Origin of the sequence: Gordonia sp. JH63 (genome assembly GCF_009856645.1) — a bacterium.
Taxonomy (GTDB): Bacteria; Actinomycetota; Actinomycetes; order Mycobacteriales; family Mycobacteriaceae; genus Gordonia; species Gordonia hongkongensis.
Window position 1 is genome coordinate 3,300,808 of sequence record NZ_CP047235.1, and the last position, 15,585, is coordinate 3,316,392.

Below are 15,585 nucleotides of genomic sequence, written 5' to 3' on the forward strand. Positions count from 1 at the left end.
CCTGCACCCGTACCCCGCGTCCCGTCGACCACCCTAGGCGGCCGACCGGCCCCCGGGACTGGTTCGGGCGGATCGCAATCCACGCGATCCGCCCGTCCAGAGACCTTCGTGCTCAGTCTGTTCGTGTTCAGTTGTCGTCAGTACCGACGGATGCCCGTCAGGGTCCACTCCTTGACGGCGTCGCGCTTGACCGGCGTGCCGTAGTTGGACGAGTGGACGAACTGACCGTTGCCGACGTAGATGCCGGCGTGGCCGCCACCGTTGAAGATCATGACGTCGCCGGGCTTGGCCTCGGAGTACGACACCGCGCGTCCGCCGCCGAGCTGGCCGTAGCTGTCGCGCGGGATGTTCTTGCCGGCCTGCTTGTAGGACCAGTAGACGAGGCCCGAGCAGTCGAATGCGTTGGGGCCGGCGGAGCCGTAGGAGTACGGCGCACCGATCTTGCTCTCGGCGGCCTTTACCGCCTTCTGACCGGCGGTCAGCTGCGGCTGGCCCAGGGGCGCGCCGCCACCCTGCGGGCGGAACTGCTGCGGGATCTGCTCCGGCGCGATACCCGGCACGGTGAACTGCCCCAGGTTGGGGATCTCGACCGTGGCGGCGGGCGACTTCTTCACCGGCGTGGCCTCAGGCGCGGGCTTGGCCTCCGGGGCCTTCGCGCCGGGCAGGGCCGGGATCTCGAAAGTGCCCAGCGGGGTGTGGACCGGGGCGGCGAGAGCAGGGCCGGCGGCTGCGGCGAGCGAACCGAGTGTGATCGATCCAGCGATCACCGCCTTCTTGGCGACCGTGCTGCCACGATTGGGCTGTTCCAAACGATGTTTGGCCACGAAGCGAGTTCTCCTTCAGATCTTCCTCTACCGCCGACCGAGTTAGCTGTCGGGTTCGGGCCGGAAGAGTGGCCCTACACGTTTTCGCGCATGAGGTATCCACTGGACACTCATGCATGGCAACGCGATTCACCCCGATTCGGATCGGTTTCGACCGAGTCGCATCAGTGGTGATGCGCTCCGACGAGCCCGTCCGAAGGTTGTGGTTCCCCGGTTCGCCCGCGAGGGCGATTGAGCGGTGACTACTGCGGACCACTTCTGTTGAAGCGGGACGCTCCGCAAAGGTCTCAGAAAGGTTACGAAATCGGATGCGCTCTGTCCACCAAGCGACAGACAGCCAAACCTCGGCCGCTTCTCAGCCTGCCCTGAGGACGGTCACAGAAGCGCGTCGATCCGGCGCCTGAACTGCGGTTTTGGCTGATCTTGCAGATCGTGCAGCGCCGCTGGTCACCATTGCAGCAGCCTGCAGAACGTCGATGGCGAGGTCCAGTTCGGCATCCGCGTCCGAGGTGGCCGCCGTTACCGAAACTCCACCTTCGTGCGGCATATCGTCCCAGCTCGGGCCACCAAACAGCACTGTCATCATGCACCCGTCGCAAGCGACGGGACGAGCCGGGCAGCGCGCACAATCGACGTACATAATGTGATCTCCATCTCATTTGGCGAGGGTGGGCCGCGTCGGCCCCGTTACGGGTCGTTGTGACCGTGAGAAGACCGCATTTCTCACGTCCAGGTGGAGACTAGGGGCGCCCACCGACAAGTCCGTCGAACAGCGATCGACACAGCAGTCACACGGGTCACACGACACGATGTCGGAGCGTCGCGGTCGCGATGTCGGTGGATCGAACTAGTGTTCGCCGGGTGACGCAGACCAGCGTGGACGGCTCGCCCGCGGGGCAGCTCACCTTCGCCGACCTGGAGGCCGCCGACCAGGGGGCCACGGGTGAGACGTCGAACGAGTTCAGCGACCGGTCGCTCTTCGAGACGACCCTCGTCGTCGTCGACCTCGAGACCACCGGGTCCGACCCGGTCCGCGACCGGATCACCGAGATCGGCGCGGTCAAGATCCGCGGCGGCGAGGTGGTCGGCGAGTTCGCCACGCTGGTCGACCCCGGCCGGCCGATCCCCCCGCAGATCGTGACCCTCACCGGCATCACCACCGCGATGCTGACCGACGCCCCCCGGATCGAGTCGGTGCTGCCGTCGTTCTTCGAGTTCGCCCGCGGCTCGATCCTGGTGGCCCACAACGCTCGTTTCGACATGGGTTTCCTTCGGCAGAACGCGATCCGGCTCCACCTGCCGTGGACGTTCAGCCTCAGCCTGTGCACGGTGACCATGGCCCGGCGCATCCTCAGCCGTGACGAGGCGCCGACGGTCAAGCTCAGCGCGCTCGCCGACCTGTTCGACGTCTCCGTGCGGCCCACCCACCGGGCGCTCGACGATGCGCGCGCCACGGTGGAGGTCTTCCACCGGCTCCTCGAGCGCGTCGGCAATCAGGGCATCGCGACCGTCGGCGACCTGACGTCGTATCTCCCGAAGACCAACCCGCGCCTGCGCGCCAAACGCGCACTCGCCGACCATGTCCCGGCCCGGCCCGGGGTGTACCTGTTCCGCGGCCCGTCGAACGAGGTCCTCTACGTGGGCACCGCGGTGGACCTCCGCCGCCGGGTCCGGTCGTACTTCAGTGGCAACGACCCGCGCCGCCGCATCGCGGAGATGGTGCTCCTCGCCCAGCGGGTCGACGTCGTGGAGTGTTCCCACGCCCTGGAGGCCGCCGTCCGCGAACTCCGGCTCCTCGGCGCGCACGCACCGGCGTACAACCGACGATCGACCCAGCCGCACAAGGGTTGGTGGGTGACCCTGACCGAGGAACGCTTCCCCCGGCTCAAGGTCAGCCGAACACCCACCGACGAGTCGATCGGCCCGGTGGGCAACCGCAACAACGCGGCGACCGTCGCCGACGTGATCTCGGCGGCCGCCGGTCTGCGCACGTGCACGACACGGCTCGGCGCGACGGGCTACCACTGGTGTCCCGAGGCCGATGGGAGGCGGCGGCCGGGGTCCTGCCGGGCGGCCACGGCGCAGCCGCAGACGGTGCCGGACTACTCTCCCCGGGTCACCGCGGCCCGCCGGCTCATGCGGGGTGAGGCCGACGAACTCCTCGACGGCCTCACCGCGCGTCTCGCCGACCTCGCCAAGGCGCACATGTTCGAGACCGCGGCGCGGCATCGGGACCGTCTCGCGCTCACGATCGACGCCCTCGCCCGCTGCCAGCGACTGGCCGCGCTGTGCGCGATCGCCGAGATCGTGGTCGCCCGGCCCGACGGTGAACGCGGCTGGCAGTTCGCGGTCATCCGGTACGGACGGCTCGCCGCCGCCGGGCGCGCTCGACGCGGAGTCTCGCCCATGCCCGTCGTCGACGCGCTCGTCGCGGCCGCGGAGACCGTGTTACCGGGCCCCGGTCCGCTGCGGGGCGCGCCGGCCGAGGAGGTCGGCCTCGTGTACCGCTGGATGACCGAACCGGGCGCGCGCATCGTGTCGACGAGTGAGCCGGTCGCCCTGCCCGCCGGCTCCGCCGAACGCCGGCTCGGCTGGTCGCAGTCGGCGCACGACGCACGTGCGGCCAGACCCGTCGCCGACTCTCGCACACGGCAGGCGAGCTGAGGGCCACGCACCACTAGGCTGGCGACATGATCACCGCCATCGTGCTCATCCAGGCCGACATCCACCGGATCCCGGAGACCGCCCAGGCCGTCGCCGACATCCCCGGGGTCGAAGAGGTGTACTCCTGTGCGGGCGACGTCGATCTGATCGCGAAGATCCGGGTCCGTGACCACGAACAGATCGCGACGGTCGTCACCGGCCAGATCAACCGGCTACCCGGGGTTCTCAAGAGCGCGACACACATCGCGTTCCGCAGCTACTCCAGCTCCGACGTCGAGGGCGGTTTCTCCATCGGCGAGAACTGACCCGCCGAACACTGAGCCCCACAAGGATTTCGGGGCAGCGTGACCGTCAGGCGGGCGCGGCGAGCCGGCCGCTGAGCTCGGCCCACCGCTGCAGCAGGTCGGCGGCGGCACCGTTGTCGATCGCATCGGCCGCCCGCTCCTTCGCGGCGCCGAGGGCATCGGTCAGTTCCGCCGAGCTCATCGGGGCCTCCTGCTCGAACGCGACGATGGCGCCGGCCGAGTTCAGCAGCACCGCGTCCCGGACCGGGCCCGTGGTCCCGGCCAGCAACTCGCGGGCGATCGCGGCGTTGACCGTCGCGTCTCCCCCCTGCAGGGCGGAGAGTTCCACGCGCGCGATCCCCAGATCCGTCGGGTCGACGGTGAGTTCGTTCACCTGCCCGGCGACAACCTGCCACACCGTCGACGTGGTGGTGGTCGTCAGTTCGTCGAGACCGTCGTCGCCGCGGACCACCAGCGCGGAGCCGCCGCGCTCGGCGAAGGCCCGCGCCAGAACCGGCGCGAGGTCCGCGAAGGCGCAGCCGATCAGCCCCCGGCTGGGTGTCGCCGGATTGGTCAGCGGCCCCAGCACGTTGAAGACCGTCGGGATGCCGATCTCCTTGCGCGGCGGACCGGTGAAGCGGAACGCCGGATGGAACACCGGCGCGAAGCAGAAGCCGATCCCGAGTTCTGCCACGCACTGCGCGACCGCGGCGGCGTCGAGGGAGATGTCGACGCCGAGCGCTTCCAGCACATCGGCACCGCCGCTCTTCGACGACGCCGCACGGTTGCCGTGCTTGACCACCGCGACGCCCGACGCGGCGATGACGATCGACGTCATAGTGGAGATGTTCACCGTGTGCGATCGGTCGCCGCCGGTCCCCACGACGTCGACGGCCGGGCGAGTGACGTCCACGAGCGTCGCGTGGTCGAGCATCGCGCGCGACAACCCGAGGAGCTCGGCCGGTGCGGCACCCTTCATCTTCACGCCGACACCGAACGCGGCGATCTGGGCTCCGGTCGCACTGTCGGTCATGATCTCGTTCATCGCCCACGCCGCCTCGTCGGCGCTGAGGTCGAGGCGATCGATGATCTTGCCGAGGATCTGCGGCCAGCTGAAGTCAGATTGTGCGGTGCTCACGGGGAGTCAGCATATTCGTGTTCAGAGCGGCGGACGCTGGAGGACGGCCCACTCGCGTGCGAATCCGCCGTGCCGCGAACCGAGGCTCGCCATCCGGGACCGTTCCTGCGACAGATGCATCGCGTCGAGCATCTGGACCCGCGCCAGGACCAGGACCACGAGCCGGTCGTCGCGTGGCGCCGGCCTCGGCCCCCAGCGTTCGTCGTCGACGGACTCGTAGCCGTCGAGCGCCGCCACCGCGGCCGCATCGGCCCGCCGGGCGGGGGGCACCTCGACGACGTGCCGGAGAATCACCTCGTCCGCGGCTCGCCACGACGACGCGTCGAGCGCCACCGAACTCGCGATGGCGTCGTCGTCGGACCGCGCCACCACCTGCACCTGCTCGTGCAGCGTCAGCGGGCCGACGCCGGCACGCGGGCGCAGCCGTGAGCGGAGCCGCGCCAGGCGACCCTGCTCGACGACTCGGCCGTTGAGATCACGGGGGCCGGGCGGCGCCGAACTGGACATGAACACACGGTAGCGAGCCGGGCGTCCGCCACGCCCTTCCCGGACACGCCGAGGATCACCCGATTCGCGCCCGGACCTGCGACGAGAGAAATAGTCGGAGGCAATTTCCGACCCGGGTGGCCACGGCTTACTACGAACCGTCATACTTCACTTGTGACAAGCGCTGTAGGTACCTCAGGAACAGCCATCACCTCGCGCGTGCACTCGCTGAACCGGCCCAACATGGTCAGCGTCGGCACGATCGTGTGGCTGTCCAGTGAGCTCATGTTCTTCGCTGGCCTCTTCGCGATGTATTTCGTCGCCCGTGCCAACTCCGCGGTCGGCTGGCCGCCGCCACCGACCGAGCTGAATCTCGCCCTCGCCATCCCGGTGACGACGATTCTCATCCTGTCGTCGGTGACGTGCCAGATGGGTGTCTTCGCCGCTGAGCGCGGTGACGTCTTCGGCCTCCGCCGCTGGTACGTCATCACCCTCATCATGGGAACGATCTTCGTGATCGGGCAGGCGTACGAGTACACCGTGCTGGTCGGCCACGGCACGACCCTCGCGTCGGATGCGTACGGCTCGGTCTTCTACATGACGACCGGGTTCCACGGCCTCCACGTGATCGGCGGTCTGATCGCGTTCGTGTATCTGCTCATCCGGACCAAGCTGTCGAAGTTCACGCCGGCGCAGGCAACCGCGGCCATCGTCGTCTCCTACTACTGGCATTTCGTCGACATCGTGTGGATCGGGCTGTTCGTCACGATCTACTTCATCCGATGACGCCGGCCCGCTCCAGCACGACCGAGCGCAGCTCGATCTAACAACAGTCCGTCCCGCTTAGTAGAGAGTCACAGATGAGTTCATCTCCACCGCGTCCGTCGGATAGCGGCACCGAGGTCGGACCCGATGCCTCGGCCCGACGCTCCTCTGCACGCGACGCCGGCCGCCGCGCCAAAGCACGACGCAAGCTCCGTCGGCGCGCAGGCGGCACCATCGTGCTGCTGGCCGGCCTCGTCATGGCGGGTGTGCTCGCCTCGGTGTTGACCCCCGAGCCGCAGGTCGCGGTCGCCGACGAGAGCAACGCCGCGATGATCGACGACGGTCGCAAGCTCTACGAGACCTCGTGCATCACCTGCCATGGCGCGAACCTCCAGGGCGTGCCCGAGCGCGGTCCCGCACTTCTCGGCGTCGGCGACGCCGCCGTGTACTTCCAGGTGTCGACCGGACGTATGCCGGCAGCGCGTGGTGAGGCGCAGGCCCAGCGCAAGCCGGCCAAGTTCACCACCGAGCAGATCGACCAGCTCGGCGCCTACATCCAGGCCGAGGGTGGCGGGCCGCAGGCGCCGCGCAATGCCGACGGCACCGTCGCGCAGGAGTCGCTGCGCGGCGACAGCATCGGACGCGGCAGTGAGCTGTTCCGATTGAACTGCGCTTCCTGCCACAACTTCACCGGCCGTGGTGGCGCACTGTCGTCGGGCAAGTTCGCGCCGAACCTCGACGGGGTCAACGAGGCGCAGATCTACACCGCGATGCTGACCGGTCCGCAGAACATGCCCAAGTTCTCGAATCGTCAGCTCGATCCGGAAGAGAAGCGGGACGTGATCGCCTACGTCAAGTACGTGAGTGAGGCAAAGCCCAGCGGCGGACTCGGAATCGGCGGTTTCGGCCCGGTCAGTGAAGGCATGGTCATGTGGTTCGTCGGCGTCATCGCCATCGTCGCCGGCGCCATGTGGATGGGATCTCGAGCATGAGCGCGAACGACAAAGACGTCCCGTCGCGGGACGAACTCGAACAGATGAGCACCGATGAGCTCGTCAAACTCGGTACCAATCTCGACGGCGTCGAGATCATCCACCGGTCCGAGCGTTACACGGTGCCGGGCACCAAGGTCGAGAAGCGGGCCGAGCGCCAGGTGGCCATCTGGTTCACCGTGGCCGGCGTGTCCGCCCTCGCGTGCCTCGGCATCTTCCTGTTCAACCATTGGGAATTCGCCCTCCCGGACGATCCGAACTACTGGTGGTACACGTTCAACACGCCGCTCCTCGGCGTGACGTTCGGCCTGTCGGTGTTCGCCATCGGCGTCGCGCTGATCCTCATCACCAAGAAGTTCATCCCGGCCGAGATCTCGGTTCAGGATCGTCACGACGGTGGATCGACCGAGGTCGACAAGAAGACGATCGTCGGTCTGCTCCAGGACACCGGCGCCACGTCCACCCTGGGTCGTCGCAAGATGATCATCGGCTCCGCCGGTTTCGGTCTCGGCGCCTTCGCGGTCACCGGACTCGTCGCCTTCCTCGGTGGCTTCATCAAGAACCCGTGGGCCGAGGGCCCCGACTCGCCGCTGTGGCATTCGGGATGGTCGCCGATCTACAACCCGCCGGAAGCGCCCAACGAGACCATCTACCTGCGGCGTGACACCGGCAACCCGTTCCAGGTCGCCCTGGTCCGGCCGGAAGATCTCGACGCCGGCGGTATGGAAACCGTGTTCCCGTGGCGTCGTTCGGACGGGTTCGGCGAGTCCGAGCACTCCCGCCATCTGCTGGAGGAGGGCCTGCACCAGGTCCGCAACCCCGTCATGCTCATCCGTCTGCGTCCCGAGGATGCGGCCCGTGCGGTCAAGCGCAAGGGTCAGGAGAGCTTCAACTACGGTGACTACTTCGCCTACACCAAGGTCTGCAGCCACCTCGGCTGCCCCGCCTCGCTCTACGAGCAGCGGAGCAACCGCATCCTGTGTCCCTGCCATCAGTCGCAGTTCGATGCGCTCGAGTACGCCAAGCCCATCTTCGGACCGGCCGCACGTGCGCTGGCACAGCTGCCGATCACGGTGAACAACGAGGGCTACCTCGTTGCCGCAGGCGACTTCATCGAGCCCGTCGGTCCGGCATTCTGGGAGCGTAAGTCATGAGCATCGCCGAACGCCTCGGCACTCAAGCCGAAGAAGTGGACTCGCGGTATCACCTCGCCGCGGGCATGCGTCGCCAGATCAACAAGGTCTTCCCCACCCACTGGTCCTTCATGCTGGGTGAGATCGCGCTGTACAGCTTCATCATCCTGCTGGTGTCAGGCGTCTACCTGTCGCTGTTCTTCGATCCGTCGATGACGCGCGTGGTGTACGACGGCGCCTACCAGCCGCTGAACGGCGTGATGATGACCAAGGCGTACGAGACGACGCTGAACATCTCGTTCGAGGTGCGCGGCGGTCTCTTCGTCCGTCAGATCCACCACTGGGCGGCTCTGCTGTTCGCCGCGTCGATCATCATCCACATGATGCGCATCTTCTTCACCGGTGCGTTCCGACGTCCGCGTGAGGCCAACTGGATCATCGGTTGTCTCCTGCTGATCCTGGCGATGTTCGAGGGCTTCTTCGGTTACTCGCTCCCCGACGACCTCCTGTCGGGCACCGGCGTCCGCGCCGCCATGAGTGGCATCGTCCTCGGTATCCCGGTCGTCGGCACCTGGATCCACTGGGCACTGTTCGGCGGCGACTTCCCCGGCGTCATCATCATCCCGCGCCTCTACGTGCTGCACATCCTGCTCTTCCCGGGCATCATCCTGGCTCTGATCGGCGCACACCTCGCGCTGGTCTGGTACCAGAAGCACACGCAGTTCCCCGGCCCCGGCCGCACCGAGAAGAACGTCGTCGGCGTCCGCATCATGCCGGTCTTCGCTGCCAAGGCCGGCGCGATGTTCGCCTTCGTCACCGGCGTGCTGGCGATCATGTCGGGCGTCTTCCAGATCAACCCGGTCTGGAACATCGGTCCGTACAACCCGGCACAGGTGTCGGCCGGATCTCAGCCTGACATCTACATGATGTGGACCGACGGTCTGATACGTCTGTTCCCCGCGTGGGAGCTCTACCTGGGCAACTACACGGTGCCGATGTCGAACTGGGTCGTGCTGATCATGACCATCATCTTCGGCCTGATGTTCGCCTACCCGTGGATCGAGAAGAAGCTCACCGGCGACGATGCGCACCACAACCTGCTGCAGCGTCCCCGCGACACCCCGGTGCGGACGGCGATCGGCTCCATGGCGGTCTCGTTCTACATCCTGCTGACGATCGCATGTATGAACGACATCATCGCGTTCAAGTTCCACATCTCGCTGAACGCGACCACGTGGATCGGGCGTATCGGTCTGATCGTCCTGCCGCCGCTGGTCTACTTCATCGCCTACCGCTGGGCGCTCTCGTTGCAGCGCAGTGACCGCGAGGTACTGGCACACGGCATCGAGACCGGCATCATCAAGCGGCTGCCGCAGGGTGAGTACATCGAGATCCACCAGCCGCTCGGCCCGGTCGACAGCCATGGTCACCCGATCCCGCTCCCCTACGAGGGTGCGGCACTGCCCAAGCGGATGAACAAGCTCGGCTCCGCCGGTGCCCCGGGTACGGGTTCGATCCTCACGGCGGATCCGCCGGAGGAGCAGCTGCGCAACGTCGAACTCGAGCACGAGATCGAGGCCGGCGAGCGGAAGGCCCTCCGCGAGCTGCAGGCCAAGGGCGGCAACCCCTTCGGCGAGTAGTCACACGAGGTCGCACGACCCACCGCGGGCCGTCGAGCACCATCTGGTGCGCGACGGCCCGCGGTTCGTTGTGCGCAGTGGCTCACGTCGCCGACCGACACCACTCCCCTCCCCCGGGGTGGCTGCCGGCGCGGGTCCGATGTGGCACGGTGTACCCCATGCGCCGGTCACCTCCCCGAAGTTCCGGTCTGTCCCAGATCACCCGCGGGATGGGCACTCTCGATGCCGAGATCTACGATTCGATCGCCCGGTCCCCGAGCCCGCTCCTCGACGTGACGATGCCGATACTCACCCGGGCCGCCGACCATTCGAAGCTGTGGATGGCGATCGCTGCCGGGCTCGCCGTGTCCGGCCGTCCCTCGCTGCAGCGCGGTGCCGCACGCGGACTGGTCTCGCTCGCCGTGACGAGTCTGGTCACCAACCAGGGGGCGAAGCGGATCCGCAACCGCTCGCGGCCCTCCCACGGACTGATCCCGTTGTCCCGGCGGGGTCGTCGACGCCCGACCTCCAACTCGCTGCCGTCCGGACACTCCGCCAGTGCTGCCGCCTTCGCGGTCGGTGTGGCCGTCGAGAATCCGCCCGCGGGTCTGTTGTTGTCGGCACTGGCCGGGCTCGTCGGGCTGTCCCGGGTGGCGACCGGGGCACACTACCCCGGCGACGTGGTCGCGGGGCTAGGCATCGGCGCCGTCATCGCCACGATCGGTGCCCGTGTCGTGCCGCCCATCACCGAACCGTCGCTGTCCCTGGCCGCCCCGTCCGTCGTCGACGTGGGACCCAACCCCGACGGGACCGGGCTGGTCGTCGTCGTGAACCCGGGCTCCGCGGACGGACGGGGTCGCCGCGTGGTGGATGCGATCCGCACCGGGCTGCCGGCCGCCGAGATCATCGAGCTCGACGACACCGACGACATGGCAACCGTTTTCGCCGACGTGGCGGCCCGCGCGGAGATCCTGGGGGTGGCCGGCGGCGACGGCACCGTGGCATGTGCCGCCGCTCCTGCGCTCGCCGCCGACATCCCCGTCGCGGTCTTCCCGGCCGGCACGTTCAACCACTTCGCGCGCGACATCGGTTGCGGCACGGTGGACACCACGATCGACGCGATCCGTTCGGGTTCGGCGTCCCGTGTCGACGCGATGTGGCTCAACGACTCCCGCCTGATCCTCAACACCGCGAGCATCGGCGCGCACCCCGACTTCGTCCGGGTCCGCCGGCGCCTTCAGCGGCGCATCAGCCGGCCGCTCGCGACCGCCGCGGCCGTTCTCCACGTCCTCCGCAAAGATCCGCACGTCCGAATCGAGGTGGAGGGCCGTGTACTCGATGCGTCGCTGTTCCTCGTCGGCAACTCGATCTACCAGCCCACCGGGTTCCTACCGTCGCGACGCGTCCGGCTCGACGACGGCCTTCTCGACGTACGGATCCTCGAGACGAGCCATCGCTGGGCGACCCTGCGGCTCCTGGGTTCACTGGCGCTCGGTCGTCTCGAACGCTCCCACCTGTACCACGAGATGCAGGTCCCCGAGTTCCGCTTCACCGCGGTCGACGGCCCCGTCGCGGTGTCACACGACGGCGAGGTCGAGGAGTCGTTCTCGCAGGCCGACTTCCGCGTGGACTACCGCGTCCTGAAGGTCTTCCGGCCGGTCGGCCGGGAGCGTCCCTGACCGCTCACCGAGGGTTCCTCGGCGAAGACACGAAAGCGCCCCACCGAATCTCGGTGGGGCGCTTTCGTGGTGCGTGACGCCTGGCGGCGTTCAGTGCCTGCGCTCAGTGCTTCTCGGGACCGACGTGGTACTCGAAGACCAGGCCCGCAGCGGTGCCCATGATGACCACGGCCGCGAAGATCGCCAGCCAGAAGTTACCGGTGGCGAAGCCGACCGCGAAGGTCGAGGCGCCGAGCGCGATCAGGATGGGCCACCAGGAGTGCGGGCTGAAGAAGCCCAGCTCGCCGGCGCCGTCCTCGACCTCGGCGTCTTCGTAGTCCTCGGGGCGGATCTCGACGCGTCGGGCGACGAACCGGAAGAACGTGCCCGCGATGAGCGTCAGGCCGGCCGCGAAGAACAGGCCGACGACGCCGACCCACTCGATGCCCTTGCTGGTGAACGCGGTGAAGAGGGTGTATGCGACGCCCGTCAGAAAGAAGAAGGCGGTCAGCATCTCGAAGAGGCGTGCCTCGATCTTCATCGTCAGCTCACTTCCTTGGTGCAGTTGGCGAGGGTCGGGTTGTCGGGATCACCGGTGGCACCGACGGAGCCGTCGGTCGCGCGGCGGGTGTCGAACGGCACCGTGGTCACCGCTTCGGGTGCCTGGCAGATCGACGCGAGCGCTTCCGCATTGGTGGCGCTGGGGTTCGCCTCGCGGAACCGGATGTAGCTGTCGAAGTCCTCCGGCGAGACGGCGCGGACCTCGAAGTTCATCATCGAGTGGTACGTACCGCACATCTCGGCACAGCGGCCGACGAAGGCGCCGGTCCGGTCGATCGACTTGATCTGGAAGATCGGGTCGGTCGCGTTCTGCTCGGGGAACGGGAAGACGTCGCGCTTGTAGAGGAATTCCGGCACCCAGAACGAGTGGATGACGTCGGCCGAGGCGATGTTGAACTCGATGCGCTTGCCGGTCGGCAGCACCAGGACCGGGATCTCCGACGACGAGCCGACCGTCTCGATGCGGTCGAACTTCAGGTAGTCGCGGACGTCGTCGTCACGGCCACCGGCCGGACCGGGGAGCTCACCGTGCTCGCCGCCCTCGTCGCTGCCGGCGTGCTCGGTCTCGGCGCCGCTACCGGTCTGCGCTTGGATCTCGAACGGGTTGCCGTTCTGCTCGAAGCCGTTGTAGGTGGTGCCGTCGGAGAACTCGACCTGGTTGTAGCCGAACTTCCAGTTCCACTGGAACGCGGTGACGTCGACGACGACCTTGGAGTCGTTGTTCTTGCCCTCGACGTTGTTCTGCACGATGACCGTGAAGTAGAAGAGCACGGCGATGATGACGAACGGGATCGCCGTGTAGGTGAGCTCCAGCGGCACGTTGTATGCCGTCTGGCGCGGGAACACGCCCTTCTTGGCGTCGTTCGCGCGGTGGAACGTGATCGTCCAGAAGATCAGCGCCCAGACCAGGACACCCATGACCAGCGCCGCGATGACCGACCAGGTCCACAGATCGACCATCTCTTTGCCGTCGGGCGTGACGCCCTCGGGCCAACCGAAACGCATCGCCTCACTGGCGCTGCAACCCGACATCAGCAGTGCGCCGAGGCCGAGAGCGGCGACGAATCCGAGTCGCTTCATCGTCCGCGACGCTGATGAGACACGCCTCGCTCGGGGCCGTCCACCGTGTGCCAATTTCACGCCTTCCTGCTCGCTCACCGGCGCCCTCGCGCCGAGGTGAGTGCATGCCACATGACCTGCACGGGGCAAGGTCTTGCCGTGGACACACAGCAATTCTTGCACCTAGTACTACGCAGCGTAGACCAACCCGCGGAAGCTGTCGGAATCGGGGCGCGATCGGCGTCGTGTCCCCCTCCCTCGGTCCCGCACCGGCGCCCACGGGTCGCGCGCGACAGTCGCGTTCGCTCGCACGGCCCACCGCGCCACATAGAAACTCCGCCCGCCGCTTCAGGCATACTCGGACGCGATCCGGCCCGGCGTCGGAATCGTGCGTGGACTGGCAACTGAACGGAGAGAACGAGACGTGTGTGGTCTGCTCGGCCTGCTGACATCCGACGGAACGGCCGCCGATGTCGTCGAACCGGTGGCGGTGGCCTCGCACTGCATGCGGCATCGCGGACCCGACGAGCCCGGTACATGGCACGACGACGACATCGTGTTCGGGTTCAATCGCCTCTCGATCATCGACATCGAGCATTCGCATCAGCCGCTGCGCTGGGGCCCGCCCGAGAATCCCGACCGTTACGCGCTGGTGTTCAACGGCGAGATCTACAACTACCTCGAGATCCGCGCCGAGCTGGCGAAGGACGAGGGGGTGCTGTTCCGGACCGAGGGTGACAGCGAAGCGATCGTCGCAGCGTTCCACCACTGGGGCCCCGACGCGGTCAAACGGCTTCGCGGCATGTTCGCCTTCGCGATCTGGGACACCGAGAACCGCTCGCTCTTCCTCGCCCGCGACCCGTTCGGCATCAAGCCGCTGTTCGTGGCGTCGGGCCCGGGCGGGCTGATCTTCGGCAGCGAGAAGAAGAGCCTGCTCGAGCTGATCGAACGCGTCGGGCTGTCGACCGAGCTCGATCCCCGCGCGATCGAGCACTACACCGTGCTGCAGTACGTCCCGGAGCCCGAGACGATCCACGCGTCGATCCGGCGGCTCGAGTCGGGCTGCCACGCGACCGCCACGCCGGGCAGTCCCCTGTCGATCCGGCGATACTTCACCCCGCAGTTCGGTGTTCGCCCGGTCACCGAGGCCACCCGGCAGAAGCGCTACGACGAGATCGCCGACGTCCTCGCCGATTCGGTCGCCAAGCACATGCGCGCCGACGTCACGGTCGGGTCGTTCCTGTCCGGCGGCATCGACTCGACGGCCATCGCGGCGCTCGCGATCCGGCACAACCCCGACCTCATCACCTTCACCACCGGCTTCGAGCGCGAGGGCTACTCGGAGGTCGACGTCGCCGCCGAGTCCGCGGAGGCGATCGGCGCTCGGCATGTCGTGAAGGTCGTCGGGCCGTCGGAGTTCATCGAGTCGATCCCGTCGATCGTCTGGTACCTCGACGATCCGGTCGCCGACCCGGCACTCGTCCCGCTGTACTTCGTGGCCGCCGAGGCGCGCAAGCACGTCAAGGTGGTCCTGTCCGGCGAGGGCGCCGACGAGTTGTTCGGCGGCTACACGATCTACAAGGAACCGCTGTCCCTCGCCGCGTTCGACCGGCTGCCCCGTGCGCTGCGTCGTGCGGCGGGCAAGGTGTCCGAGCGGATTCCGGAGGGGACCCGCGGCAAGAGCCTGCTGCACCGCGGGTCGCTCACGCTCGAGGAGCGCTATTACGGCAACGCCCGCAGCTTCGACGACGCGCGGCTCCGCGCGGTGCTGCGCGACTACCGTCCCGAATGGACCCACACCGACGTCACCGCACCGATCTACGCGATGAGCCAGGGCTGGGACCCGGTGGCCCGCATGCAACATCTGGACCTCTTCACCTGGCTGCGCGGGGACATCCTGGTCAAGGCCGACAAGATCACCATGGCCAACTCCCTCGAGCTGCGGGTGCCGTTCCTCGACCCGGAGGTCTTCGCGATCGCCGAAGGTCTCCCCCATGACGAGAAGATCGCGCACGGCACAACGAAATACGCGTTGCGCAAGGCGCTGGAGCAGATCGTCCCGGCGCACGTCCTGCATCGCAAGAAGCTCGGCTTCCCGGTCCCCATCCGCCACTGGCTGGCCGGCACCGAGATGTACGACTGGGCGCACGAGACCATCACGCACTCCCAGACCGATCACATCTTCGCCAAGGACGCGGTCGTCACGATGCTCAACGAGCACCGAGAAGGCTTGGTGGACAACAGCCGTCGACTCTGGACGGTCCTGATGTTCATGGTCTGGCACGGCATCTTCGTCGAGGGCACGATCGTTCCGGAGATCATCGACCACACCTATCCCGTGCGGGTCTGATTGCCCGACAACCGAAGCCGCCCACGAATCCGGGGCGGCTTCGGTGGCGACG

Annotated in this window: 14 protein-coding genes and 1 riboswitch; of the genes, 8 read left to right on the forward strand and 6 right to left on the reverse strand. The window is 67.6% G+C overall.

The features are described 5' to 3' along the window. Window positions 1-137 precede the first annotated feature (137 nt). Window positions 138-824: a C40 family peptidase gene (locus GR168_RS14650; protein ID WP_068972088.1), complete on the reverse strand. Its 687-nt coding sequence runs from the start codon at window positions 822-824 to the stop codon at window positions 138-140. Between the two features lie 16 nt (window positions 825-840). After that, window positions 841-1,072: riboswitch (cyclic di-AMP (ydaO/yuaA leader) on the reverse strand. Between the two features lie 107 nt (window positions 1,073-1,179). After that, a complete protein-coding gene (locus GR168_RS14655) occupies window positions 1,180-1,410 on the reverse strand; it encodes a hypothetical protein (RefSeq protein WP_231742564.1) in 231 nt (76 codons plus the stop codon). Between the two features lie 275 nt (window positions 1,411-1,685). Between GR168_RS14655 and GR168_RS14660 the strand changes: the two genes are divergently transcribed. Together GR168_RS14660 and GR168_RS14665 are read left to right on the forward strand one after the other, a co-directional pair. Further along, entirely contained in the window at window positions 1,686-3,488 is a 1,803-nt protein-coding gene (locus tag GR168_RS14660; protein WP_068972089.1) for a DEDD exonuclease domain-containing protein, read from the forward strand. A 26-nt stretch (window positions 3,489-3,514) separates the two neighbouring features. After that, window positions 3,515-3,793 carry an Lrp/AsnC ligand binding domain-containing protein gene (locus GR168_RS14665; protein ID WP_058253073.1) on the forward strand — a complete coding sequence of 93 codons (279 nt, stop codon included), beginning with the start codon at window positions 3,515-3,517 and terminating at the stop codon, window positions 3,791-3,793. Between the two features lie 46 nt (window positions 3,794-3,839). On the opposite strand, the gene trpD is transcribed toward GR168_RS14665, so the two are convergent. Continuing rightward, window positions 3,840-4,910, reverse strand: a complete 1,071-nt coding sequence (gene trpD / locus GR168_RS14670; protein WP_058253074.1) for an anthranilate phosphoribosyltransferase — start codon at window positions 4,908-4,910, stop codon at window positions 3,840-3,842. A 21-nt stretch (window positions 4,911-4,931) separates the two neighbouring features. Then, complete coding sequence (locus GR168_RS14675) at window positions 4,932-5,417, reverse strand: hypothetical protein (protein WP_137808473.1); 486 nt, start codon at window positions 5,415-5,417, stop codon at window positions 4,932-4,934. A gap of 153 nt (window positions 5,418-5,570) precedes the next feature. Between GR168_RS14675 and GR168_RS14680 the strand changes: the two genes are divergently transcribed. The 5 genes from GR168_RS14680 to GR168_RS14700 all read left to right on the forward strand — a co-directional run bounded on the left by GR168_RS14680 (window position 5,571) and on the right by GR168_RS14700 (window position 11,584). Continuing rightward, window positions 5,571-6,182: a heme-copper oxidase subunit III gene (locus tag GR168_RS14680; protein ID WP_065630046.1), complete on the forward strand. Its 612-nt coding sequence runs from the start codon at window positions 5,571-5,573 to the stop codon at window positions 6,180-6,182. Window positions 6,183-6,256: 74 nt separating this feature from the next. Then, the gene (locus GR168_RS14685; protein ID WP_065630047.1) at window positions 6,257-7,153 is read left to right on the forward strand and encodes a cytochrome c; all 897 of its coding nucleotides are present in this window, start codon (window positions 6,257-6,259) and stop codon (window positions 7,151-7,153) included. Beyond that, the gene (locus GR168_RS14690) at window positions 7,150-8,307 is read left to right on the forward strand and encodes a ubiquinol-cytochrome c reductase iron-sulfur subunit (RefSeq protein ID WP_065630048.1); all 1,158 of its coding nucleotides are present in this window, start codon (window positions 7,150-7,152) and stop codon (window positions 8,305-8,307) included. Before GR168_RS14685 ends, GR168_RS14690 begins: the two co-directional genes overlap by 4 nt. Beyond that, window positions 8,304-9,926: a cytochrome bc complex cytochrome b subunit gene (locus tag GR168_RS14695; RefSeq protein ID WP_065630049.1), complete on the forward strand. Its 1,623-nt coding sequence runs from the start codon at window positions 8,304-8,306 to the stop codon at window positions 9,924-9,926. Before GR168_RS14690 ends, GR168_RS14695 begins: the two co-directional genes overlap by 4 nt. 209 nt (window positions 9,927-10,135) lie before the next feature. Then, complete coding sequence (locus tag GR168_RS14700) at window positions 10,136-11,584, forward strand: bifunctional phosphatase PAP2/diacylglycerol kinase family protein (RefSeq protein ID WP_065630050.1); 1,449 nt, start codon at window positions 10,136-10,138, stop codon at window positions 11,582-11,584. Between the two features lie 103 nt (window positions 11,585-11,687). Here the strand turns inward: GR168_RS14700 and GR168_RS14705 are convergent, their stop codons facing one another. Together GR168_RS14705 and GR168_RS14710 are read right to left on the reverse strand one after the other, a co-directional pair. Then, window positions 11,688-12,104 (reverse strand): cytochrome c oxidase subunit 4, encoded by a 417-nt coding sequence (locus GR168_RS14705; RefSeq protein ID WP_058253080.1) that lies wholly within the window; start codon window positions 12,102-12,104, stop codon window positions 11,688-11,690. Window positions 12,105-12,106: 2 nt separating this feature from the next. Then, window positions 12,107-13,204: a cytochrome c oxidase subunit II gene (locus tag GR168_RS14710; protein WP_058253081.1), complete on the reverse strand. Its 1,098-nt coding sequence runs from the start codon at window positions 13,202-13,204 to the stop codon at window positions 12,107-12,109. A 403-nt stretch (window positions 13,205-13,607) separates the two neighbouring features. Here GR168_RS14710 and asnB point away from each other — a divergent pair, with 403 nt between their 5' ends. Then, a complete protein-coding gene (gene asnB / locus GR168_RS14715) occupies window positions 13,608-15,533 on the forward strand; it encodes an asparagine synthase (glutamine-hydrolyzing) (RefSeq protein ID WP_159371062.1) in 1,926 nt (641 codons plus the stop codon). Window positions 15,534-15,585: the final 52 nt, after the last annotated feature.